The following is a 23,985-nucleotide window of genomic DNA, read 5'->3' on the forward strand; positions in this document are numbered from 1 at the left end:
TTCGAAGAACGAGACCTTCATCCATGAGCAAGTTTTCGGACCGCATCCTGAACGCCAAGGCCCGGGCGTCGCTCGCCGCGCTCAAGAAGGACGCGCCCGCGCAGCAGGCCATCACGCCGAACACCTCGCGCGGCAATCAGGTCGCGCTGTCCTCCGCGCAGCGTCGGCTCTGGTTCCTCGACCGCCTGGAGCCGGGTCAGGCGCAGTACAACGTTCCGGTCTTCGTGCGCCTCCAGGGGCCGCTGGATGAACGCGCCCTGCGCGCGGCCCTGAACCAGCTGCTGCGCCGCCACGAGTCGCTGCGCACCTGCTTCACCGTCCAGAGGGACGAGCCCCTCCAGCTCATCGCGGAGGAGCTGTCCCTGGACCTCCAGGTCGTCGACCTCGGCGGCCTGTCCGAAGTGGAGCGCGAGCAGCGCCTCCGGGACCTCGCGACGGAGGAGTCTCGCAAGCCGTTCGACCTGAGCCAGGCCCCGCTCGTCCGAGCCACCCTGCTGCGCGTGGCCCCCGAGGACCACGTCCTGCTCCTGGCGATGCATCACATCGTCTCGGACGGCTGGTCGATGTCCGTCTTCTTCTTCGAGCTGGGGGCGCTCTACAGCGCCCTCCGGCTGGGCACCGAGCCCTCCCTTGCTCCCCTCAAGCTCCAGTACGCGGACTTCGCGCTCTGGCACAACGAGTGGCTCCGGAGTGACGCCGTCCGTGAGCAGCTCGAGTACTGGAAGAAGCAGCTCGCCGGAGCGCCGCCGCTGCTGACGCTGCCCACGGACCGCCCGCGCCTGCCAGTGAAGCGCCACCAGGGCCGGGCGGCGCGGTTCTCCATTCCGCTGGATGAGGTGAACGCGCTCAAGAAGCTGGGCCGCGAGGAGCGGACCACGCTCTTCATGACGGTGCTGAGCCTGTTCAACGTCCTGATGAGCCGCTACGCGGGCCAGACGGACGTCTGCGTGGGGACGCCCATCGCCAACCGCAACCGTCCGGAGCTCGAGGGGCTCATCGGCTTCTTCGTCAACACGCTCGTGCTCCGCACGGACCTGTCCGGCGCGCCAACCTTCCGACAGCTCGTCCAGCGCGTGCGCGAGGTCTCGCTCGGCGCCTACGGGCACCAGGACCTGCCCTTCGAGCACGTGGTCGAAGCGCTCCACCCCGAGCGCAACCTGGGCCAGAACCCGCTGTTCCAGGTGATGTTCTCGCTGCAGGAGTCCGCCACCGCGTCCGCGTCGCTCGATGGGCTCACGCTCACCACGCTGCCAGTGGAGACGGGCACATCGAAGTTCGACCTGTTGATGGCGTTGGAGGAGACGCCGTCGGGTCTCACGGGAGAGCTGGAGTACGACACCGACCTGTTCGACGCGGCCACCATCGAGCGGATGCTGGGGCACTTCCGGACCCTGCTCAGCGCCGCCGCGACGCAGCCCGACACCTGCATCACCCAGCTGCCGATGCTCACGGAGGCGGAGCGGCAGCAGCTCTTGGTCGACTGGAACCACACATCCACCGACTTCCCGCGCCAGCATTGCATCCATGAGCTGTTCTCCGCCCAGGCCTATGCCTCGCCGGATGCCATCGCGGTCCGCTTCGGAGACGAGTCGCTCACCTACGCTCAGTTGGAGGCCCAGGCCAATCAGCTCGCGTGGCACCTCCAGGGCCTCGGTGTCGTCCCCGATACGCTGGTCGGGCTCTACCTGGAGCGCTCGCCGTCGCTCATCGTCGCGATGCTCGCGTGCCTCAAGGCCGGCGGGGCGTACCTGCCGCTGGACACGTCGTATCCGGCGGAGCGCCTCTCGCTCATGTTGCGGGACGCTCGCGCGCCCATCCTGCTGACCTCACGCGCGCTCGCGGGAGCGATTCAAGCGCCCGAGGGAGTCCGCGTGCTCGGCTTGGAGGAGCTCGCGCCGACGCTCGTGAAGCTGCCCACGCGCGCGCCCTCGACGCTCACGACGCCCTCGAATCTGGCGTACGCCATCTACACGTCGGGCTCGACGGGCCAGCCCAAGGGCATCGTCGTCCCCCACCTCGGCGTCGTCCGTCTCGTCCGCGACTCCGACTACATCCAGCTGTCCTCCCAGGACCGCGTCGCCCAGGTCTCCAACGCCTCCTTCGACGCCGCCACCTTTGAAATCTGGGGCGCCCTCCTCAACGGAGCGCTCCTCGTCGGCGTCCCCCGCGACGTCTCCCTCTCTCCGCCTCTCTTCGTCCAGCACCTGCGCAACGAGAAGGTCTCCACCCTCTTCCTCACCACCGCCCTCTTCAACCAGCTCGCCCACCACGCGCCCGACGCCTTCTCCTCCCTCTCCACCGTCCTCTTCGGCGGGGAGCTGGTCGACCCTGACGTCGTCCGCGCCGTCCTCCTCCACGGCCCTCCCTCCCGTCTGCTTCACGTCTACGGGCCCACCGAGAACACCACCTTCAGCACCTGGCACCTCATCTCTCAGGCGCCCGCGCCGGGCCACACCGTCCCCATCGGCAGGCCTCTCGCCAACTCCACCGCCTTCGTCCTCGACGGTGCCCTGCAGCCTGTCCCCGTCGGTGTCCCCGGCGAGCTCTACGTCGGCGGTGACGGCCTCGCCCGCGGCTACCTCCACCAGCCCGGACTCACCGCTGAGCGCTTCGTCGCTCACCCCTTCAAGCCCCAGGCTCGCCTCTACAAAACCGGAGACCTCGTCCGCCTCCTCCACGACGGCTCCATCGAGTTCCTCGGCCGCTCCGACTTCCAGGTGAAGATTCGCGGCTTCCGCATCGAGCTGGGCGAAATCGAAGCCGCCCTGCTTCGCCACCCCTCCCTCAACGACTGCGTCGTCCTCGCCCGTGAGGACTCTCCCGGCAACCGTCGCCTCGTCGCCTACTTCTCCTCCTCCTCTCCCCCCTCCTCCGCTGAGCTGCGCGACTTCCTCAAGCGCTCCCTCCCGGAGTACATGCTCCCCTCCGTCTTCGTCTCCCTCCCCTCCTTGCCCCTCTCTCCCAACGGCAAGGTCGACAGGAAGGCGCTTCCTTCTCCCGACGGAGTGGCCGACGCCTCCGACTCCTACGTCGCGCCTCGCTCCCCTCTCGAAGAGCTCCTCGCCAACCTCTGGGCCCAGCTCCTCTCGCTCCCCCGCGTCGGCGTCGACGACAACTTCTTCGACCTGGGCGGCCACTCCCTCCTCGCCACCCAGCTCGTCTCTCGCGTCCGCGAAACCCTCCGCCTCGAGCTTCCTCTCCGCGACCTCTTCGCCAACCCCACCGTCGCCTCCCTCGCCCGCGTCCTCGCCGCCTCTCTCTCCGGCGCCCAGTCTCCCATCCTCCCTTCCCCCAGGGACGCTCGCCTCCCCCTCTCCTTCGCCCAGCAGCGCCTCTGGCTCATCGACCAGCTCCAGCCTGGCAGCGCCGCCTACAACGTCCCTCTCGCCATCCACCTCTCCGGCGAGCTCTCCCTCCCAGCCCTCCAGCGCGCTCTCGACGCCCTCATGGCGCGTCACGAGTCCCTCCGCACCTCCTTCGCTCTCCACGACGGCCAGCCCTTCCAGCTCATCGCGCCGTCTCTCCCGCTGCCATTGACGTGTGTGGACCTGCGGCAGGTTCCCGTCGACGAGCGTGAGGAGCGACTCACGCAGCTCTCCGAGGAAGCGGCGCGACTGCCGTTCGACCTGAGCCAGGGACCGCTGATTCGAGCCGCCCTGCTTCGCGCGGACGACAGGAAGCACATCTTGCTGCTGACGATGCACCACATCGTCTCGGATGGCTGGTCCATGGATGTGCTCTTCCGCGAGCTGAACGCGCTCTACACCGCGTTCACCCGTGACGAGCCCTCGCCCCTGTCCGCGCTCCCCATCCAGTACGCGGACTTCGCGGTGTGGCAGCGTCAGTGGCTCCAGGGCGAGCGGCTCGATGCCCAGCTCTCATACTGGAAGGAGCAGCTCGCGGGTGCGCCGCCGTTCCTGCCGCTGCCGACGGACTTCCCGCGCCCCGCCATCCAGACGTTCCGGGGCGCGGTCGCGAGACGCACCCTGCCGCTGTCGTTGCTCGACTCGCTCAAGCGGCTGAGCCGGAAGGAGGGCACCACCCTCTTCATGACGCTGCTCGCGGGCTTCCAGGTGCTCCTGCGCCGCTACAGCGGACAGACGGACATCAGCGTCGGAACACCCATCGCGAACCGCAACCGCGCGGAGCTCGAGGGGCTCATCGGCTTCTTCGTCAACTCGCTGGTGATGCGCACCGACGTGTCCGGTGCGCCATCCTTCCGCGAGCTGCTGCGTCGCGTCCGCGAGGTCGCGCTCGGAGCCTATGCGCACCAGGACGTCCCCTTCGAGCAGGTCGTCGAAGCCCTGCAGCCCGAGCGGGACCCGAGCTACTCACCGCTCTTCCAGGTGATGTTCGCGCTCCAGAGTGGCGTCGAGCAGTCGCCGCCCACATCGGCCTTGTCGATGGAGTCGAGGGAGCTTCGGACGCACACGTCGAAGTTCGACCTCATCGTCGCCACGGTGGAGGGCTCCGAGGGGCTGGACTGCGCGGTCGAGTACAACACCGACCTCTTCACCCCGGACACCATCCACCGGATGCTGGGGCACTTCCAGACGCTGCTCACCGCTGCGGCGGAGCAGCCGGACACCCGCATCACAGGGCTCCCGCTCCTCACGGAGCCCGAGCGGAACAAGGTCCTCCTCGACTGGAACAAGACCTCCACCGAGTTCCCCCGGCACGGCTGCATCCATGAGCTGTTCTCCGTGCAGGCGCGAGCCACACCCCACGCGCTCGCGGTCCGCTTCGGAGACGAGTCGCTCACCTACGCGCAGTTGGAGACCCAGGCCAACCAGCTCGCGTGGCACCTCCAGGGCCTCGGAGTCGTCCCCGATACGCTGGTCGGCATCTACCTGGAGCGCTCGCCGTCACTCATCGTCGCGATGCTCGCGTGCCTCAAGGCCGGCGGGGCATACCTGCCGCTGGACACGTCGTATCCGGTGGATCGCCTCTCGTTCATGCTCCGGGACGCGCGAGCCCCCATCCTCGTCACCACACAGGCGCTCTCCGGCAAGCTCTCCTCCGAGAGTGGGGTCCACGTCGTGGCGATGGACACGCAAGCGGAGGTGCTCGCCCGGCAGCCCCCCCGCGCGCCGCCCACTTCGACACAGCCTTCGCATCTGGCGTACGCCATCTACACGTCGGGCTCGACGGGCCAGCCCAAGGGCATCCTCGTCCCCCACCTCGGCGTCGTCCGTCTCGTCCGCGACTCCGACTACATCCAGCTGTCCTCCCAGGACCGCGTCGCCCAGGTCTCCAACGCCTCCTTCGACGCCGCCACCTTCGAAATCTGGGGCGCCCTCCTCAACGGCGCGCTCCTCGTCGGCGTCCCTCGCGACGTCTCCCTCTCTCCGCCTCTCTTCGTCCAGCACCTGCGCAACGAGAAGGTCTCCACCCTCTTCCTCACCACCGCCCTCTTCAACCAGCTCGCCCACCACGCGCCCGACGCCTTCTCCTCCCTCTCCACCGTCCTCTTCGGCGGGGAGCTGGTCGACCCTGACGTCGTCCGCGCCGTCCTCCTCCACGGCCCTCCCTCCCGTCTGCTTCACGTCTACGGGCCCACCGAGAACACCACCTTCAGCACCTGGCACCTCATCTCTCAGGCGCCCGCGCCGGGCCACACCGTCCCCATCGGCAGGCCTCTCGCCAACTCCACCGCCTTCGTCCTCGACGGTGCCCTGCAGCCTGTCCCCGTCGGTGTCCCCGGCGAGCTCTACGTCGGCGGTGACGGCCTCGCCCGCGGCTACCTCCACCAGCCCGGACTCACCGCGGAGCGCTTCGTCGCTCACCCCTTCAAGCCCCAGGCTCGCCTCTACAAAACCGGAGACCTCGTCCGCCTCCTCCACGACGGCTCCATCGAGTTCCTCGGCCGCTCCGACTTCCAGGTGAAGATTCGTGGCTTCCGCATCGAGCTGGGCGAAATCGAAGCCGCCCTGCTTCGCCACCCCTCCCTCAACGACTGCGTCGTCCTCGCCCGTGAGGACTCTCCCGGCAACCGTCGCCTCGTCGCCTACTTCTCCTCCTCCTCTCCTCCCTCCTCCGCCGAGCTGCGCGACTTCCTCAAGCGCTCCCTCCCGGAGTACATGCTCCCCTCCGTCTTCGTCTCCCTCCCCTCCCTGCCCCTCTCTCCCAACGGCAAGGTCGACAGGAAGGCGCTTCCTTCTCCCGACGGAGTGGCCGACGCCTCCGACTCCTACGTCGCGCCTCGCTCCCCTCTCGAAGAGCTCCTCGCCAACCTCTGGGCTCAGCTCCTCTCGCTTCCTCGCGTCGGCGTCGACGACAACTTCTTCGACCTGGGCGGCCACTCCCTCCTCGCCACCCAGCTCGTCTCTCGCGTCCGCGAAACCCTCCGCCTCGAGCTTCCTCTCCGCGACCTCTTCGCCAACCCCACCGTCGCCTCCCTCGCCCGCGTCCTCTCCGCCTCTCTCTCCGGCGCCCAGTCCCCCATCCTCCCTTCCCCCAGGGACGCTCGCCTCCCCCTCTCCTTCGCCCAGCAGCGCCTCTGGCTCATCGACCAGCTCCAGCCTGGCAGCGCCGCCTACAACGTCCCTCTCGCCATCCACCTCTCCGGCGAGCTCTCCCTCCCCGCCCTCCAGCGCGCTCTCGACGCCCTCATGGCGCGTCACGAGTCCCTCCGCACCTCCTTCGCCCTCCACGACGGCCAACCCTTCCAGCTCATCGCGCCGTCGCAGTCCCTGCACCTGGCCCTGTTCGACCTCTCCACCCAGCCGAACGCGGATGAGACGGCGCGTGCGCTGGCGGTGGAAGAAGCTCAGCGCCCCTTCAACCTCGCCCAAGGCCCTGTCATCCGCGCGACGCTGCTGCGGACCGCGCCTCAGCGCTACGTGTTGCTGCTGACGATGCACCACATCGTCTCGGATGGCTGGTCCCTGGAGGTGCTCTTCCGCGAGCTGAGCGCGCTCTACACCGCGTTCACCCGTGACGAGCCCTCGCCCCTCGCGCCGATGGCCATCCAGTACGCCGACTTCGCCGTGTGGCAGCACCAGTGGCTGAACGGTGAACGGCTCGATGCTCAGCTCGGGTACTGGAAGGAGCAGCTCACGGGCGCGCCGTCCTTCCTCCCGCTGCCGACGGACTTCCCGCGTCCTCCCTCCCAGTCCTTCCGTGGCGCCGTCGAGAGCATCACGCTGCCGCCCGCGCTCCTCGAATCGCTCGTGCGTCTCAGTCGGAAGGAGGGCACCACCCTCTTCATGACGCTGCTCGCGGGCTTCCAGCTCCTGCTCTCACGCTACTCGGGGCAGGACGACATCAGCGTCGGCACGGCCATCGCGAATCGCCACCGCGCGGAGCTGGAGGGCCTCATCGGCTTCTTCGTCAACTCGCTGGTGATGCGCACGCGCCTGTCCGGCGAGCCCACGTTCCGTGAGCTGCTGCGTCGCGTGCGTGAGGTGTCCCTGGGTGCCTATGCGCACCAGGATGTCCCGTTCGAGCAGGTCGTCGAGGCGCTCCAGGTTCCGAGAGACCCTCGCTACTCGCCGCTCTTCCAGGTCCGCTTCAACCTGCAGGACAGCCCCTATGGCCACCTGAAGATGGCGGGGCTCGACGTGTCGATGCTCGAGACGGAGTGGAACTACACCAAGTTCGACCTCCACCTCTTCATGAGCGAGGCCGCCGAGGGTCTGCAGACCTCCTTCGCGTACAGCACGGACCTCTTCAAGCCGGAGACCATCCGCCGGATGCTCGGCCACCTGGGCCAGCTGTTGGAGAACATCGCGGCCAACCCGGATGTGCCCATCAACTCCGTGTCCATGCTGACGCCGGAGGAGCAGCGGCAGCTCGTCCGGTGGAACACGGCCCCAGCGCTGGAGTCGCCCGCGACGTGCTTCCACGCACGGTTCGAGCAACAGGCCGCCGCCACACCGGACGCCACGGCGCTGGTCTCCGAGGACCGGTCCCTCACCTATCGACAGCTCAACGAGCGCGCGAACCAGCTCGCCGCGCAGCTGCAATCGCTCGGCGTGGGACCGGACCGCGTGGTGGGCCTGTACCTGGAGCGCTCGCTCGACCTGCTCGTGGGCCTGCTCGCCATCCTCAAGGCCGGCGGCGCGTACCTGCCGATGGACCCGGGGCTCCCGCGGGAACGACTCGCGTTCATGATGTCGGACCAGCGCCTGCCCGTGGTGCTCACGCAGGAGTCCCTCCGCGCGTCGATTCCTCCCGGTGAGGCGCACGTCTTCTGCGTCGACTCACAATGGAAGGAGCTTGAAGGACGGCCTCGCGAGAATCCGCCGCTCACCGTCGAGCCGCGGCACCTCGTCTATGTCATCTACACGTCCGGCTCCACGGGTCGGCCCAAGGGCGTGGGCATCACGCACGGCAACCTGAGCCACTACCTGTCGGGCATCGCCCGCGTCCTCGACGTGCCTCCAGGGCTTCGCTACGCCACGGTGTCCACGTTCGCCGCCGACCTGGGGAACACCATGGTCTTCCCGGCGCTCGCCACGGGCGGAGCGCTCCACATCATCTCCGACGAGCGAGCCTCGAACCCCGAGGCCATGGCCGAGTACATGCACTCGCGGAGCATCGACTGCCTGAAGATCGTCCCCTCGCACCTGACGGCGCTGCTCACCGCGTCCCGTCCCGAGCACGTCCTGCCGGGACAGCGGCTCGTCCTGGGCGGCGAGGCGTCGCGATGGGAGCTGATGGAGCGGGTGCAGACCCTGGCTCCGGAGTGCCGGGTCATCAACCACTACGGTCCCACCGAGACGACCATCGGTGTGTTGACCTGGGCGGTGCCACCGCGACTGGCCTCGAAGCCCGCGCCCACCGTGCCGCTCGGCTTCCCCATCGGGGACACCACCACGCACGTCCTCGATGCCCACCGGCAGCACGTTCCCGTCGGTGTGCCGGGGGAGCTGTTCATCGGCGGACCGGGTGTGACGCGCGGCTATCTGGGACGGCCCGAGCTCACCGCCGAGCGCTTCGTGAGGTTCGGTGAGGAGCGCGTCTACCGGACGGGAGACGTGGTGCGGCGGCTCCCGGATGGAGCGCTCGAGTTCCTCGGCCGCATCGACCATCAGGTGAAGATTCGCGGCTTCCGCATCGAGCTGGGGGAGATCGAAGCCATCCTCTGCCAGCAGCCCGAGGTGCGTGACGCGGTGGTGCTCGCGCGCGAGGACGACGTGGGCACGAAGCGGCTCGTCGCGTATCTCGTCTCGCACCCGGGCCAGACGCTCGCGACCGAGCCGCTGCGCGAGCGGCTCGCCCAGCAGATGCCGGAGTACATGGTGCCGGCGGTCTTCATGGTGCTGGAGGCGCTGCCCCTCACGCCCAACGGCAAGGTGGACCGCAAGGCGCTGCCCGAGCCCGTGAGCCCCAGCGCTCCGAAGCCGGAGGAGGCGCAGGCGCCCCAGTCGCCGACGGAGCTGCTCCTGGCGGACATCTGGAAGCAGGTGCTGCGCGTGGAGCACGTGAGCCCGGCGGACAACTTCTTCAAGCTGGGGGGCGACTCCATCCTGAGCATCATGGTCGTCGCCAAGGCCATCCAGGCCGGGTTGCAGCTCACGCCGCTGGACATCCTGGAGTGCCAGAGCCTCGCGGAGCTCGCCGCGCGCGTGCGCAGGCCCGAGGAGGCCGCCGACGAGCAGACGGTGTCCGGGACCTTGCCGCTCACGCCCATCCAGAATCGCTTCTTCGAGCTGTACCCGACGGAGCGGCACCACTGGAACCAGGCGTTCCTGTTCGAGGTGCACCAGCGGCTGTCGCCCGCGCAGATGGAGGAGGCGGTGCGCAAGCTGATGCGGCACCACGACTCGCTGCGCCTGCGCTTCGTGCAGGGCTCCGCGGGATGGGAGCAGTCCTACGCCGGACCCGACGTGCCGGTGCCGTTCAGCCACCACGACTTGAGCGCGCTGTCCGCGAGCCAGCGGGTCCAGGAGCAGGAACGGCTGTCGACCTCGCTCCAGAAGAGCCTGGACCTGTCCGCGGGGCCGCTCATGCGGGTGGCCTTCTTCGACTGGGGGCGCGAGGAGCCTGGGCGGTTGCTGCTCATCGTCCACCACCTGGCCACGGATGGGATTTCGTGGCGGGTGTTGATGGAGGACCTGCAGACGCTGTGGGAGCAGCTCGGCGCCGGGAAGGCGCTCCAGCTTCCGCCCAAGAGCACGTCGTATCAGGCGTGGGCGCGGAAGCTGTCGGAGTACGCGCAGTCGGACAAGGTGCGGCGGGAGCTGCCCACGTGGACCTCGGAGGTCTACGGCCGGGTGGCGCCGATTCCCCGGGACTTCCCGGAGGGGCGGAACCTCGAGGGCTCGACACGACTGGTGGAGGGTGCGCTGACCCAGGAGGAGACGCGCGTGTTGCTGCACCGGATGCGTGACGTGCACAGCGTCAACGTGGACCACGTGTTGCTCGCGGCGCTGGTGCGTGCGCTGACGGAGTGGACGGGCCGCGCGGCGCATCTGCTCGAGCTGGACAACCACGGCCGCGAGTCGATTCTGGAGGGCGTGGAGCTGTCACGCTCCGTGGGTTGGTTCACGGCGCTGAGCCCCGTGGTGGTGGAGGAGCCCGCGGGGGCCTCCGCGGGCGCGCTGCTCCAGTCGGTGAAGGAGCAGCTCCAGGCGGTGCCCAACCGCGGCGTGGGCTTCGGGGTGTTGCGCTACCTGAGCCGGGACACGGCGGTGCGAGAGCAGCTCGCGCGGCTGCCGAGGACCGAGGTGTGCTTCAACTACCTGGGCCACTTCGACCTGGTGCGCTCGGGCAACGCACCGCTGCGGCCCGCGTCGGAGTCCGTCGGGCCCGAGCGGGCATCGGGTGGCCCGCGCTCGCGCGTCCTGGACATCACGGCCTACGTCTCCGAGGGCACCTTCCACCTCGCGTGGGCCTACAGCGAGAACCTCCATGCGAGGGGCACGCTCGAGAAGCTGTCCTCGGCGTACCTCACGCACCTGAGGGCCCTGCTCGCCACGGCCCAGGCCGCGTAGCCCTGAGGAGGGCCTCGTCACCGGGGCCCTCCAAGACGTCTACTTCGTCGACTCGGTCGCGCCGTCCTCCAGCAGCCGGCCCCACAGCGAGGAGTCGTCGACGACCAGGCGGCCCGAGGACAGCTTCACGCTCCGGTCGATCTGCGCCTTGCGGAACTGCCTTGGCGGGATGCTGGGCTGCTTGGGGTCCATGTCGTTGACCACCATCTGCTCCTGCAACCGGATGGCGTCCGCCGCGAAGCTCAGCGCCGCCGTGTAGTCGTAGCGACGCAGCCACCGGCTCGGCAGCGAGCGCGACGCCGTCCGGTTCAGCTGGAAGAGCGCCGGACTCGCGCACGCCCCCTCCGCCGTCAACACCGGCTCGTTGATGAAGCGGTTGCCCCGCTGCAACAACACCCGCACCGCGCGCTGGCACGCCGTCCCCATCGGCCCCGCGCACCGCTCCCCCTCCGCCACCAGCAGGTCCACGCCCCCCATCCGCTCCAGCCGCAACCTCGCGTTCTTCGTCCTCGAGCGCAGCACCCCCAGCGCCCGCACCGCCAACCCTCGCGGCGTCGACTCCACCAACGCCACCGGGCCCAGCCCCTCTCCATCCGCGAAGTGACGCGCCACCGCCCACACCAGCCGCAGCTCCGGCCGGATTTCGCTCACCACCACGTCCCCCGCCGTCAGGGTCGTCGGAGGCAACATCGCCGCCGTGGAGCCCGCCTCCACGCACTCCCCCGGCGCCGGGTCCTGCCAGAGCACCGGCGTCCCCATGCAGTCCGTCACCGGCGTCGCCACCTGCCACGTCCGCGTGTCGTAACCACTCAGCAGCAACGGATAGAGCACCTCCGCCCGCCACTGGTCTGGCGACAGCGCATGCACCCCCGTGGGCCGCTCCGAGAAACACAACGCCGCCACCGCCGGCGCCGCGCGCACCGGCGCGGTGCTCTTGCACCCCGCCAACGCCAACGCGCACCCCAACACCAACGACTGTGTCTTCCTCATGTCCCTGATGACTCCCGAGCCCGGCGCTTGGACACCACTGAGACCTCCCCATCACCACTCTTGTTCGCCGCGTCACCCACGATGGCGTGGTACGCCTTCGCGAACTCCGGACCGAACAACACCGCGCTCAGCTCGCGCTCCTCCTCCATCAGCGTCCTGAGCCGCTCCTCCAGCCGCTTGAGCTTGCGCGACGCATGGAACGGCCACAGCCGCGAGAAGAACGAGCCGCCCTTGCCCTCCTCCAGCTCGCCCGGCAACAAGCGCTGGAGCAGGTCCTTCACGCCCTCGCGCATGCCGTTGAGCAAGGCAATCTGGTGGATCATCACATCCACGAACCCGCCCATCAGCTCCTGCACCCGCTCCGCGCTGTCCGGCGCCTTCCAGTCCAACAGGTAGCGCAACACCTCGCGCGTGTTGCGACTCTTGGAGAGCGGCGTCACGTCCCGCGCCAGCATCACCGCCATCTCCTGGCCGAACTGGTCATGCCCTTGCCGCAGCTCCACGAACGCGCGGCCGAACGTCTCCAGCACATCCGCCAACCGGTCCAGGAAGCGGTCGATATCCGCCCCCGACTCCAATCCCTTGCTCCCCGGCAGGTACGAGCGCACGAACTGACCCAACAGCTCCCGCGCCATCACATCCAGCCGGTTGCCGCCCCCCGGCGCCGCGGGCACCGGCGTCACCTGGGAGTTGCCCCCGGACGACTGCGGCAGCGCCACCCCCAGCGAGCGCGCGAACTGGCCGAACTGCGGCTCATGCGCCACCCCGGGCAGCCGCCGCTGCAGCTGCGCGACGAGCGACGCCCGGTCCGCCTCCGGCAGCGTCCCCGCCTGACGGACCATGGACTCGTGCAGCGTCTGCCACGCGTTGCGGTACGCGTTGTAGAGCGGCACCAGCTGCTGGATGGAGCTCTGCAAGCCGTTCGAGGACGCGGCGGGCGGCGGCGGCGCCACCACGCGCACGCTGTTGCTCGTCGGCGCGCGGCGGCCCGCGGGCGCCGTCGGAGGCTCGGGGTCCGGAATGGGGATGCCGGAGATGATGGTGCGCTGCCCCGGGTCCTGTCCCTCCAGCTCCTCGTCGAGCGCCGGCACCAGCAGCGTGCGAGGGCTCACCTCCTCCTGACGGCGGGACTGCGAGATCGCCGCGTCGCTCAGGGCCGGCAGCATGGCGGTGGCCACCACCTGCTCGCGCCCCTGCACCGGCGTCGGCTTGAAGCTCATGGGCGTCCCGTCATCGGGGCCCTGCAGCGTGGCCAGCGCGCGGAACTGCGTCATGCGCGACTGCCCATCCCCCGCCGACGCCGCGGCCTCCCGCGACAGGCGCATCTCGATGGTGCCGATGGTGACGCGCGTCTCCTCGCCCACCCGCACCGGGACGTTCTTGTCGATGCGCCGCCCGTCGATGCTCAGCCCGTTCGTCGAGCCCAGGTCCACCACGTGGATGGACTTCTGGTTGAACCGGACCAGCGCATGGAACAACGACACGAACGACTTGGGGATGGAGATGTCGTTGAGCTGGTTGCGACCGATGCGCACGGGCGAGTGCGTGAAGACATACTGCCGCTCCTTCGGCGGCTGCGTCTCCAGGTCCTTGATTCGGATGACGAGGGGCAGCACGGCTCACTCCTATCCCGAAGCGGTGGGGGGAAGCCCCCCCGGGGGGTGTACCTCGCGACAGTTCGTCACGGCCCGGCGGGAGGCATCATCCCTCCCCCAGGTCCGAGATGCACCACCCGACTATCAGCTGTCTGAGAATGCGAGGTCCCAGTCGCCCCCGGCCCCCAGGCCGACCCTCAGGCGGCTCGGGACGCCTCCCGCGGCGAGCCTCTCCAGGACCTCCAACGACAGCCGGGGCATCAACGAGGCACGCAGCACGTGGTCCACGTTGCGAGCCCCCGAGTCGTTGTCCTGGCAGCGCCGGGCGAACTCCTCGTACACCTCCGGGGCGAACTCCGTCTTGACCCGGTGCGACGTGTGCAGCCGGTCCGCCAGGGCCGAAAGTTTCATCTCGGCGATCTGCTTGAGCACGTCCTTGGCGATCGGAAGGAACGGCACCACCGACATGCGCGCCAGGAGCGCCGGCTTGAAGTGCCGGCTGAGGATGGGGCGGATGGTCTCGCTGACCGTGTCCGTGCTCGGCGCCTCCGGGCCCGAGTACAGCTGCATCAGCGCGTCCGTGGCCAGGTTGCTGGTGAGGATGACCACCGTGTTGCGGAAGTCGATGAGCCGCCCCTCGCCGTCGGACAACATGCCCTTGTCGAACACCTGGTAGAAGAGGTTCATCACCTCCAGGTCCGCCTTCTCGCACTCGTCCAGCAGGACGACGGAGTAGGGCCGCTGGCGCACCGCCTCCGTCAGCACGCCGCCCTCGCCGTAGCCCACGTAGCCGGGCGGCGAGCCGATGAGCCGCGACACGGTGTGCTTCTCCTGGAACTCCGACATGTTGATGGTGGTGAGGAAGCGGTCTCCGCCGTAGAGCGAGTCCGCCAGCGCCAGCGCCGTCTCCGTCTTGCCCACGCCGCTGGGCCCCACGAAGAGCAGCACGCCGATGGGCGTGTTGGGGTTGCGGATGCCCGCGTGCGACATGCGCAGCGTCTCCGCCACCGCGCGCAGCGCCGCGTCCTGCCCGCGCACCCGCGAGCGCAGCGTCTCCTCCAGCGAGAGCACCGCCCCCACGGAGCTGCTGCGCAGCTTGCCCACCGGCACCCCCGTCCACCCCGCCACCACGCGCGCCACCACGTCCGGGTCCACCTCCACGTGGATCAGCGGAGACTCGCCCTGCAGCGTCTCCAGCTTCGCGCGCGCCTGTGCCACGTCCGCCTTCAGCTTGGCGGTGTCCGCGTCGGGCTCCGCCGCCTCCAGCGCCGCGCGGGCCTTCTTCACCTCGTCCACCGCCGCCCGCTCCTGCTCCCAGCGGGCCTTCACCGTGGCCACCTGGTCGCGCGTGGCGGAGAGCTTCTCCTCCAGCGTCGGGCCCTCGTCCTCGTCCTTCGACACGTGCCCCGCGGCGCGCTCCCGCTCGCGCACGCCCAGCTCGCGCTCCAGCGCCGCCAGGCGCGACTCCGCCTCCACCAGCTCGTCCGGCCGGGCGCTCTGCTCAATCTTCACGCGCGCCGCCGCCGTGTCGAGCAGGTCCACCGCCTTGTCCGGCAGCTGCCGCCCGGAGATGTAGCGGTGGGACAGCTCCACCGCGGCCACCACCGCCTCGTCGCGGATGGTGATGCCGTGGGACTGCGCATACGTGGGCGTCAGGCCACGCAGCATCAGCACCGCGTCCGCCTCCGACGGCTCGTCCACCTTGATGGGCTGGAAGCGCCGCTCCAGCGCGGCGTCCTTCTCGAAGTACTTCTTGTACTCGGCCCACGTGGTGGCCGCGATGGTGCGCAGCTCGCCGCGCGCCAGCTCCGGCTTGAGCAGGTTCGCCGCGTCACCGCCGCCCTGCTGGCCGCCCGCGCCGATGAGCGTGTGCGCCTCGTCGATGAACAGGATGATGGGCTTGGGCGAGCCCTTCACCTCGGAGATGACCGCCTTGAGCCGGTTCTCGAACTCACCGCGCACCCCCGCGCCCGCCTGCAGCGCGCCCAGGTCCAACCCGAGCACCTCCAGGTTGCGCATGGACTCCGGCACGTCGCCCGCGACGATGGCGCGCGCCAGCCCCTCCACCAGCGCTGTCTTCCCCACGCCCGGCTCGCCCACGATGATGGGGTTGTTCTTGCGCCGCCGCGCCAGCACGTCGATGACCTGACGAATCTCCCGGTCCCTGCCGAAGATGGGGTCGATCTTCCCGTCGCGCGCCTTCTGCGTGAAGGAGTTGGTGAAGCGCGTGAGCGCCTCCTCGCCCCGGCCCCCTCCCGCCGCGGGCGCCGCCGAGGCCGCGCTGCCCACCTCCGCCGCCTCCTTCGAGCCGCCCACCACCTCGTCGAAGACCTTCTTGAGCGCCTCCACGGAGATGGCGTCCAGCGCCGGGTAGGACTCCGCGGAGTAGCGCGAGGAGCGGGCGATCCACTGCCACATCAGCGCGCCCGAGCGCAGCCGCGCCGCGCCGTGCTCCAGCGAGGCCACCAGCCACGCGTCCTCGAACCACTGGAACAGGCTCTCGGAGAACACGGGCCGGCCCGCGTTGCCCGTGCGCAGCTCGCGCAGCGCGTCCTCGATGGAGCCGATGACCTTCGCGCGGTCCACCTGGAAGTGGCGCAACAGCCGCGAGGCCTCGCCGTCCTCGTCCTCCAGGAGCTGGCGCAAGAGGTGCTCGGGGATGATTTCGTAGCAGCGCGCGGTGCTCGCGCGCGACACGGCGGCCTCCAGCATCCGCGTGGCCGAGGGCGTCAGGCGCCGCACGAGGGTCTTGGGTTCAACGCGCATGATTACGCTCCAGGGGTTTGGCTGGCGGCGGGTGGGAACACCGGAAGGACGGCGTCATGACGGCGAAGGCGGCGCGGCGCGCCGGGGGGCGGCCGGCAGTGGCACGGTGCGCAGGCGCAGGCGCGTGTCGCTCCGGCGCTGCCCCAGGTAGCAGTCGTGGCCCAGCCGCGAGGGGGACTGCGTCGCCAGGCGGAAGCGCGGCAGCTCCGCCTCGCGCACGCCCAGCACCAGCGAGCAGTCGAGCGGGTCCCTCACGACCAGGTCCACCACCTCGCGCACCACCGGGGACAAGTCCCCCTCCGGCATCAGCCGCCGGTAGACGTCCCCCTCCAGCGGCGCGATGTGGATGTCGAAGCTGCCCGAGCGGTCGAACATCCTGGAGCCGAGCAGCGCGGTGCGGCTCAGGTTCGTGTTCGTCCGCCCCAGCCGCATCCGGTTGTCCGCCTCGATGTCCACCCAGTGGCCGGAGAACTGACGCAGCGACACCTTCGCCTCGCCCAGCACGGGCGCCAGCACGTCCGTCAGCGCCAGCTCCAGCGTGCCCGCCGTGCGCGCGCGGGCGGCGAGCAGCGGCGCCAGGCGCAACAGCTGCGCGGATGACAGCGCGCCCGGGTACGGCCGCTCGTAGGTGTCCAGCCCCGCCAGCGACAACAGCCGCTGGGACCAGACGTCGCTGCCCTCCCGCGTCGTCTCCGCCTGCAGCGAGTAGCGCGACAGCGCCCGGTACAAGAGCGACAGCAGCCGGTGATGGAACAGGTCCAGGAAGTCGCGCCGGCGCGCGGAGTCCGGGTCCTCCTGGGCAATCTCCTCCGGGATGTAGTCCGGCAGCGGCGACACGGCGCCGGTGAGCCCCAGGAACGTGGTCATCACCTCCACCACGTGCGAGGAGCCGCCCGGCTCGCCCGACGGGGGCACGACGCGGATGCGGCTGACGTCCCCCGCGCTGAAGGTGAGCGACGGGTCATGCCGGAAGCGGATGGCCTCCTCCACGACGGGCCCCGTGCCGCCCACGGGCACCGCCTCCGACGTCAGCCGCTCCAGCAGCGCCACCAGCGGCCTGAAGGCCCACTGCCCGGGGCGTTCGCTCAAGCGCTGGACGGCCTTCAGCAGATCGTCTGTCGGCCGTTCCGGGGAAGCCACCGGTACTCCAGTCGAGAGGGTTGGAGGCGCAGCACGAGCTCGCTGAAGGAGTTGAGGCTCACGTGCGAGGCGAACAGCTCGTCGAGCACGCAGCCGAAGAGGAACGCGTCCCCCGGGCCCGTGAAGCCCGCCTCGTCCAGCTCCACCGTCACCTGCACGCCTCGCACGGGGGCGCCCTGGAGGAAGCGCGTCAGCGGCTGTCCCCTCACCTCCCGCAGCGCGCCCACGCGCAGCTCGTTGGCGCGCGCGGTGGACTGGTCCGCCGTCGCCTGGAAGTTGTAGAGCGCCAGCATCGACTGCAGCGCGCCGGGCTCCAGCAGCGAGCGCTGGTTGAGGCTCAGGTGGGAGAGCAGCCGCCAGTGCAGCTCCGAGCCCATGGGCGGCCTGGACGGCCGCGTCACCGCGACGATGTTGCGGAAGCGCGCCGTGGTGGGCGACGCCGCGGTGGGCACGCTCAAGTCCCCCACCTGCAGCCGCGAGGGCAGCGAGCGGTTGGTGCACGTCAGCTCGATGGACAGCGTCTCATCCGCCAGCGACGGCGCCGCGTCGCGCGGGCTGCCCAGCGACAGCGAGACGTCCATCGCGTCATCCAGCGGCGACAGGGCATGGTGCAGCCGATAGAAGCGCGACGCGTCGCCCGTGGCGTGCGCGAAGTCGAAGTACGGCCGGTACTGCTGGCGCTCAGTGCGGCCCTGCGGCAGCCCCGTGACGGAGTCCACCGAGTACACCTCCATGTGCCCCGGCTCCACGCCCGAGGCGCGCACCAGGTGCTCGTGGCCCAGGGAGCCGGTGCGCACCGGGTCCGCGGACGCGGCGAAGAGGTTGACCACCGGCGCGCAGTGCAGCCGGAAGACGTCCTTGGGCAGGCGCCCGGGCAGCGTGGGCGGCCGCTCGAACTCGAAGAGCAGCTCCAGCTTCTGGCCGGTCAGCTCGCTGGCCGCCTGCAGCCCCTTCACGTCGATGAAGAGGAACTTCTGCGGCAGCGTGAAGTACTCCTGCAGGAGCCGGTAGCCCTCCGGCACCGTGGCCGGCCAGGGCCACAGCGTGTTGCCCGCCTCCAGGCCCGTGGCGCGGATGCACTCCGGTCCCAGCCTCACGGACGGACCGCCCGCGGGGTTGCGCAGCACCACGCCCTTGCAATGGCGCAAGAGCCACACCAGCAGCATGGACGCCACCGGCAGCTCCGCGTGGAGGAACAGCGACAGGCCCTCCTCCGTGAAGATCTCCGCCCGGCCCTGCTCCACCAGCTGCAGCTGCGCGCGCAGCACGGGCGCCGCGGGCGAGGACTGGTCCAGCGTCGTCTCCGTCAGCGTCAGCGGCAGCAGGTCCACCGCGCGCGTCGTGCGGAAGGTGCAGACGGTGCCGTCCACGGGCTTGGCGCCCACCTCCGTCCCCGCCGCAATCCGGGAGCGGCCGCGCAGCAGGCGCGCGTGGGGGGTGAACTCCACCACCGAGCACGCCGGCACCACCCGCAGGTAGTGCGGCAGGAGCAGCTCCGTCAGCCCGTGAATCACCTCCGGCACCGCGCCGTCGATGCGCTCGCGCACGCGCGCCGTCAGGAACGCGAACCCCTCCAGGAGCCGCTCCACGTCCGGGTCGCCACCGCGCTCCACCAGGAGCCCGGCCAGCGCCGGGTTGACGGTGCCGAACGCGCGGCCCATCTCCCGCAGATATGTGAGCTCGCTCTGGTAGTACTTGCTGAACACCGCGACTCCCCCGCCGTACCGGTTCGCTTACCAGACCTCGACCTTGCCTCCCGGCGACATCTGCGTCCGGAAGCGGAGCATCCCCCGCGCGCCCTTGCCCGCGGGCTGCGCGGTGATTTCGAAGCGCAAGAGCAGCGGGTCCACGTCCGGGACGTGGCGCACGCTCACGTGCTGGATGCGCGGCTCGAACTCCAACACCGTCGCGCGGATGGCCGACTGGAGCGTCTGGATGGCCGTGGGGAAGGTGTGCACCAGGTCGGTGAAGTCCATGACTCCAAAGCCCGGTACCGTGGCCGAGCCGCCCTTGCGCGCGTTGAGCAGCACGCGCAGGTGTTGGGCAATGGAGTCAGTCATGTCCTGCTCTCGCTCGGCCGAGCCCGTCCCCACCTCGATTCGCGACAACAACCCGCGTCCCATCCCGTCGCTCCCTCCTGCCTCGCCGCCCCGGCCCGCGCTCCCTTCAGGGAGCACGCGCCATGGCTCCCCTTACTGCTGCTTGTCCCACGTATCCTCGTGCGTCACGCCACCCTCGCTGACCGTCCAGCTGATGGTGTGGAACACGAAGGAGACCTCCTCCAGCGGAGGGTTGGTCGCCGTCGCGGGGACGATGGTGTTCTCCACCACCTGCTTGACGCTGGCGACGCGGCCCTTGGAGAACGTCACCGTGTAGAACTGCTCCGTGGTGCCGTCACCGGTGGGGCTGGGGCGGAAGAACTTGAACGTGGCGTCGATGGCCTCGTTGTTCGTCAGCGCCTTCATCAGGAGCGGCGTCGCCTTGTCGATGCGCTTCCGGATGAGCAGCGGCTGGTACTGGCGGCGACCCGTGGCGATGCCGGAGCCGGCCTCGCGCGCGGTGACGACACCCTGCTCGTAGTAGACGCACTCGATGGAGTCCTCGCGACCGAGGCTCGTCTGGGTGCTCGCGCCCTTGATGTCCTTCCCGTTCGCCTTCAGGTACAGATGTACTGTCTCGGCCATGTGGCTCTCCCCCTGCTTGTTGGTGGTGTGACGCCTGCGACGTGGAACAGGAGCCCTCGTGCCGTAGGGCTCCGACTGCATGGTGGCCGCCGCCCCTGACTGGAACGGCGACCTGAAGGACCCTTCGGCTCCGGGTCTCACGCCCGCTCAGCTCACTCCTTGTCCAGCTTGCCGACGAGCGAGAGCGTGAAGGATGCGCCCATGTACTTGAAGTGCGGGCGGACCTGCAGGTTGCAGCGGTACCAGCCCGGCTGCCCCTCCACGTCCTCCACCTTGATGCGGGCGGTGCGCAGCGGACGGCGCGAGCGCACGGACGGCGCCGGGTCGTCCATGTCCGCGACGTACTGGTTGATCCACTGGTTGAGTTCGCGCTCCAGGTCCGAGCGCTCCTTCCAGCTGCCGATCTGCTCGCGCTGGAGCACCTTCACGTAGTGCGCCAGGCGGGACATGATGAACATGTAGGGCAGCTGGGTGCCCAGCCGGTAGTTCGTCTCCGCGACCTTGCCCTCGGGGCTGTTGCCGAAGAACTTGGGCTTCTGCACGGAGTTGGCGGAGAAGAACGCCGCGTTGTCCGTGTCCTTGCGGAACACCAGGCCGATGAAGCCCTCCTCCGACAGCTCGTACTCGCGCCGCTCGGTGAGGAGCACCTCGGTGGGGATCTTCGTCTGGATCTCCCCCATGGCCTCGTACTGGTGCAGGGGCAGCTGCTCCACCGCGCCGCCCGCCTGGGGACCGATGATGTTCGGGCACCAGCGGAACTTGGCGAACGAGTCCGTCACGCGCGTGGCGAACGCCGTGGAGGCGTAGCCCCACAGGTAGCGGTCATGCGAGCCGACCACGTCCTCGGTGAAGTTGAACGACTTCACCGGCACCGTCTTCTCGCTGTAGGGCAGCCGCAAGAGGAAGCGCGGCATGCACAGGCCCACGTAGCGCGCGTCCTCGCTCTCGCGGAACGAGTGCCAGCGCGCGTACTGCGGCCCCTCGAACAGGGACTTCAGGTCCTTGAGCGCCGGCAGCTCCAGGAACGACGGCTGGCCGAAGAACTCCGGCGAGGCGTTGGCCACGAAGGGCGTATGGGACATGGCCGCCACGGAGGCGATGCTGCGCAGCAGCGTCAGGTCCTCCGCGCCCGGGCCGATGTCGAAGTTGCCCACCACCAGGCCGTAGGGCTTGCCGCCGAAGACGCCGTACTCGTTGGAGTAGACGGTGCGGTACAGGCCGGACTTCACCACCTCGGGCGCGTCCTCGAAGTCGGTGAGCAGGTCCTGCTTGGAGGCGTTGAGCACCTCCACCCGGACGTTCTCCCGGAAGTCGGTGCGCTCCACCAGGAACTTGAGCGAGCGCCACGCGGACTCCAGCGACTGGAGGTCCTTGTGGTGGAGGATCTCGTTGACCTGCGCGCTCAGCCGCTGGTCCACCTCCGCGATCATCGCGTCCACCAGCGCCTTGTCCACGCGCTCGGCCGACCGGCCCGGGGCCAGCATCTCCGCGATGAAGGCCTGCACGCCCCGACGGGCCACGTCGTAGCCGTCGTCGTTGGGCTTCATCTTCGTCTCGGACAGGATTTCGTCCAGGAGCGAGGGGGCGGCATCGGCGGTCTCGACCGGGGCCAACGCCTTGGCTTCAGTGCTCATCTGTGTCACGCCTTTTCTGAGTGCGTTTGCGAATGCCGCCCTACTCCGACTTCTTGTCCAGCCCCAGCTCCGCCATCAATCGCTGACGTCCCTCGGTGTCCCCGAGCAGCGCCTGGATCTTCTTGCGGAAGGCGGGCACGTTGCCCAACGGGCCCTTCAGCGCGTTGAGCGCCGCGCGCAGCTGCAACAGCTGGTGCAGCTCCGGCACCTGGTTGACGATGCCCTCCGGGGTGAAGTCCGCCAGCGTCTGGAACTTCAGCGAGACAGACATGGACGCGTCCGGCTCGTTGGAGAGCTTGTTGGGCACACTCACGTCCAGTGAAAGCCCCTGCTTGGCCATCACCTCGTTGAAGTTGCCCTTGTCGATGTTGATGGGCGCGCGCTCCTCCACGGGGCGCTCATCCTGACGACCGGTGTAGTCGCCCACCACGAGGACCTTGAGCGGCAGCTCGACCTCCGACTGCGCATTCCCGGTCTCCGACTTGTAGACGATGTTGACGCGCTCCTTCGGAGCCACAGACCCTTCCTTGCTCACCGCACGACCTCCTGGTTGGGGATGGCTTCGCTGCCCCCCGTCACAGAGACACCTTCAGCGCAGCACCGGGATCAAGCAGACACAGCCGATGATAACGGGCAGTGAAGTCAGACACCAGCGCCTCCGGCGACTTTGGAGGAGGCCGCGTGAGCGCAAGCCATCCTTCCAGACACTCCGCCGCGAGCGCCGGCTCCCAGACATCCAGCCCGTGCGTCACCGACTCCCGGTCCAAAGACTCATAGAGGGCCCGCGCCACGGGGGCCTGCCCCGCCGCCGCGCACAGCCGCGCGAGGGAGAGCCGGGCCACGAATCGCTTGCGGCCCGTGCCCGCAGCGCCCACCTGGGTCTGCAACAGCCCCACGGCGCCCGCGGGGTTCCCGCCAGCCAATAGCTTGCGCGCCTCGGCGAGCACGTCCGCGCCGCCGTCGTCCTTCTCGTCGCGTGAGGCGGGTGTAACGGCTGGCGCCACAGGCGTGGCGAGCACCGTGTCCAGCCAGGTCCGCGTCTCATTGGAGGCCACGGGGGTGCCGTCGCCGAAGAGCAGCCCCGGGACGGTGGGCATGCGCTTGAGCCACGAGGCCAGTTCGCCCATCAGCGCCTGGCGCGCGGCGGCGTGTCCCAGCTCGCCCAGCGCCCGGGCGCTGAGGAAGTGCGGGTCCAGGAAGAAGCGGTGCTGGACGAGCGCCGACTCGGACTCCTCGAGCAGCTCCACCCAGCGCGCGTTCGCCGCCATGCGCTCCAGGTTGGCCCGCAGCGCGGCGGGCGGCGCGGGGATGCTCGTCTTGCCGCTGGCGTCCCCCGGAGGCGGCTGGGCCAGGTGCAGGTAGAGCCCCACCCGCAGGAGCCGGTAGGGCATGGGCTCCGCGGGCGACGCGCGCCGCACGAGCCCCGCCGCGCTCGCCAGCGCGGTGCCCGTCTGACGCAGGAAGTCCACCGCGCCCTCCGCGCTCGCCAGCGCGCCCACCTCGGGCATCGCCGCCGCGGGCGCGGCCACCGGAGCGATCTTCGGTGGCGGCGGAGGCGCCACGGCCGGAGGAGTCGGCGCGCTCGGAGCCGGTGCGGGCTTGTACGTGACGGGTGCGACGGGCGGCGGGGGCGGCGCGGCCTCGGGCAGCGACGCGAGCAGGCGCTGGACGCTCTCCAGCAGCGGGCGCATCGCGGGCCCGTTGGTCTCGAACTTCTGGCGCGCCACCTCCGCCAGGCGCCTGGCCGCGACGTCGAGCGCCTCCACGCGCTCGCGGTCCGACGCGCCCACCTCCAGCGAGGGCAGCTGATTGGACGCGCGCTCCACCAGCCACGTCACCGCGTTGGAGCGGCCGCGCATGCGCGTCAGCTCCGGGAAGAGCTCCGGCCAGTAGCGGTCCATCAACTCGGAGACGACGACGAGGCCCGTGGCGAGCCCGTCCAGGCCCTGCGTCTGGTACAGGCCCTGGGCCAGGTACGTGGCGATGCGCAGGTCCTTCGAGCTGGTCTGGAGCACCTTGCCGCTGGAGTCCAGGACGAGCGCCCAGTCGACGGCGCCGCCGGTGACGGCCTCCAGCTTGGCCACCTCCGCGAGCACGGCCAGGTAGCCCGGCTCCGACTTGGCCGCCTTGCCCGCGGGCGACGCCGCCGACACCGGCTCCAACCACTCCTTCGCGCGCTGCTTGAGCTGCTCCAACGTCATCGCCATCCGCCCTCCTTTCGCCGTGCGGCCTTCGT

At 69.9% G+C, this 23,985-nt stretch carries 11 protein-coding genes; 1 reads left to right on the plus strand and 10 read right to left on the minus strand.

All coding sequences use genetic code 11. From position 1 onward, the window contains the following. The first annotated feature begins 23 nt into the window (after positions 1-23). Positions 24-10,940 (plus strand): non-ribosomal peptide synthetase, encoded by a 10,917-nt coding sequence (locus AC6JA9_RS25725; protein ID WP_497957986.1) that lies wholly within the window; start codon positions 24-26, stop codon positions 10,938-10,940. A gap of 39 nt (positions 10,941-10,979) precedes the next feature. Here the strand turns inward: AC6JA9_RS25725 and AC6JA9_RS25730 are convergent, their stop codons facing one another. The 10 genes from AC6JA9_RS25730 to tssA all read right to left on the minus strand — a co-directional run bounded on the left by AC6JA9_RS25730 (position 10,980) and on the right by tssA (position 23,956). Continuing rightward, positions 10,980-11,930 carry a hypothetical protein gene (locus tag AC6JA9_RS25730; RefSeq protein WP_223747574.1) on the minus strand — a complete coding sequence of 317 codons (951 nt, stop codon included), beginning with the start codon at positions 11,928-11,930 and terminating at the stop codon, positions 10,980-10,982. Beyond that, positions 11,927-13,546 carry an FHA domain-containing protein gene (locus AC6JA9_RS25735; RefSeq protein WP_497957987.1) on the minus strand — a complete coding sequence of 540 codons (1,620 nt, stop codon included), beginning with the start codon at positions 13,544-13,546 and terminating at the stop codon, positions 11,927-11,929. Before AC6JA9_RS25735 ends, AC6JA9_RS25730 begins: the two co-directional genes overlap by 4 nt. A 123-nt stretch (positions 13,547-13,669) precedes the next feature. Next, the gene (gene tssH / locus AC6JA9_RS25740) at positions 13,670-16,291 is read right to left on the minus strand and encodes a type VI secretion system ATPase TssH (RefSeq protein ID WP_223747573.1); all 2,622 of its coding nucleotides are present in this window, start codon (positions 16,289-16,291) and stop codon (positions 13,670-13,672) included. A gap of 54 nt (positions 16,292-16,345) precedes the next feature. Beyond that, entirely contained in the window at positions 16,346-17,380 is a 1,035-nt protein-coding gene (gene tssG / locus AC6JA9_RS25745; protein WP_408890050.1) for a type VI secretion system baseplate subunit TssG, read from the minus strand. 14 nt (positions 17,381-17,394) lie between these two features. Further along, positions 17,395-19,137 carry a type VI secretion system baseplate subunit TssF gene (tssF, locus tag AC6JA9_RS25750; protein ID WP_497957988.1) on the minus strand — a complete coding sequence of 581 codons (1,743 nt, stop codon included), beginning with the start codon at positions 19,135-19,137 and terminating at the stop codon, positions 17,395-17,397. Positions 19,138-19,164: 27 nt separating this feature from the next. Continuing rightward, positions 19,165-19,554: a type VI secretion system baseplate subunit TssE gene (tssE, locus tag AC6JA9_RS25755; protein ID WP_141326401.1), complete on the minus strand. Its 390-nt coding sequence runs from the start codon at positions 19,552-19,554 to the stop codon at positions 19,165-19,167. Between the two features lie 69 nt (positions 19,555-19,623). Further along, positions 19,624-20,115, minus strand: a complete 492-nt coding sequence (tssD, locus tag AC6JA9_RS25760) for a type VI secretion system tube protein TssD (RefSeq protein ID WP_046714479.1) — start codon at positions 20,113-20,115, stop codon at positions 19,624-19,626. A 152-nt stretch (positions 20,116-20,267) separates the two neighbouring features. Further along, positions 20,268-21,749 (minus strand): type VI secretion system contractile sheath large subunit, encoded by a 1,482-nt coding sequence (gene tssC, locus AC6JA9_RS25765; RefSeq protein WP_141326399.1) that lies wholly within the window; start codon positions 21,747-21,749, stop codon positions 20,268-20,270. Between the two features lie 40 nt (positions 21,750-21,789). Then, the gene (gene tssB / locus AC6JA9_RS25770) at positions 21,790-22,266 is read right to left on the minus strand and encodes a type VI secretion system contractile sheath small subunit (RefSeq protein WP_223747570.1); all 477 of its coding nucleotides are present in this window, start codon (positions 22,264-22,266) and stop codon (positions 21,790-21,792) included. Between the two features lie 58 nt (positions 22,267-22,324). After that, positions 22,325-23,956, minus strand: coding sequence for a type VI secretion system protein TssA (gene tssA / locus AC6JA9_RS25775; RefSeq protein ID WP_497957989.1), 1,632 nt, complete (start codon positions 23,954-23,956; stop codon positions 22,325-22,327). Positions 23,957-23,985: the final 29 nt, after the last annotated feature.

This window comes from Myxococcus sp. MH1 (assembly GCF_059738865.1).

Bases quoted from the DNA above. Each gene is read 5' to 3' on its own strand.
- AC6JA9_RS25725 (WP_497957986.1), top strand. From the start codon at position 24: ATGAGCAAGTTTTCGGACCGCATCCTGAACGCCAAGGCCCGGGCGTCG.
- AC6JA9_RS25730 (WP_223747574.1), bottom strand. From the start codon at position 11,930: ATGAGGAAGACACAGTCGTTGGTGTTGGGGTGCGCGTTGGCGTTGGCG.
- tssH (WP_223747573.1), bottom strand. From the start codon at position 16,291: ATGCGCGTTGAACCCAAGACCCTCGTGCGGCGCCTGACGCCCTCGGCC.
- tssE (WP_141326401.1), bottom strand. From the start codon at position 19,554: ATGGGACGCGGGTTGTTGTCGCGAATCGAGGTGGGGACGGGCTCGGCC.
- tssD (WP_046714479.1), bottom strand. From the start codon at position 20,115: ATGGCCGAGACAGTACATCTGTACCTGAAGGCGAACGGGAAGGACATC.
- tssC (WP_141326399.1), bottom strand. From the start codon at position 21,749: ATGAGCACTGAAGCCAAGGCGTTGGCCCCGGTCGAGACCGCCGATGCC.
- tssA (WP_497957989.1), bottom strand. From the start codon at position 23,956: ATGGCGATGACGTTGGAGCAGCTCAAGCAGCGCGCGAAGGAGTGGTTG.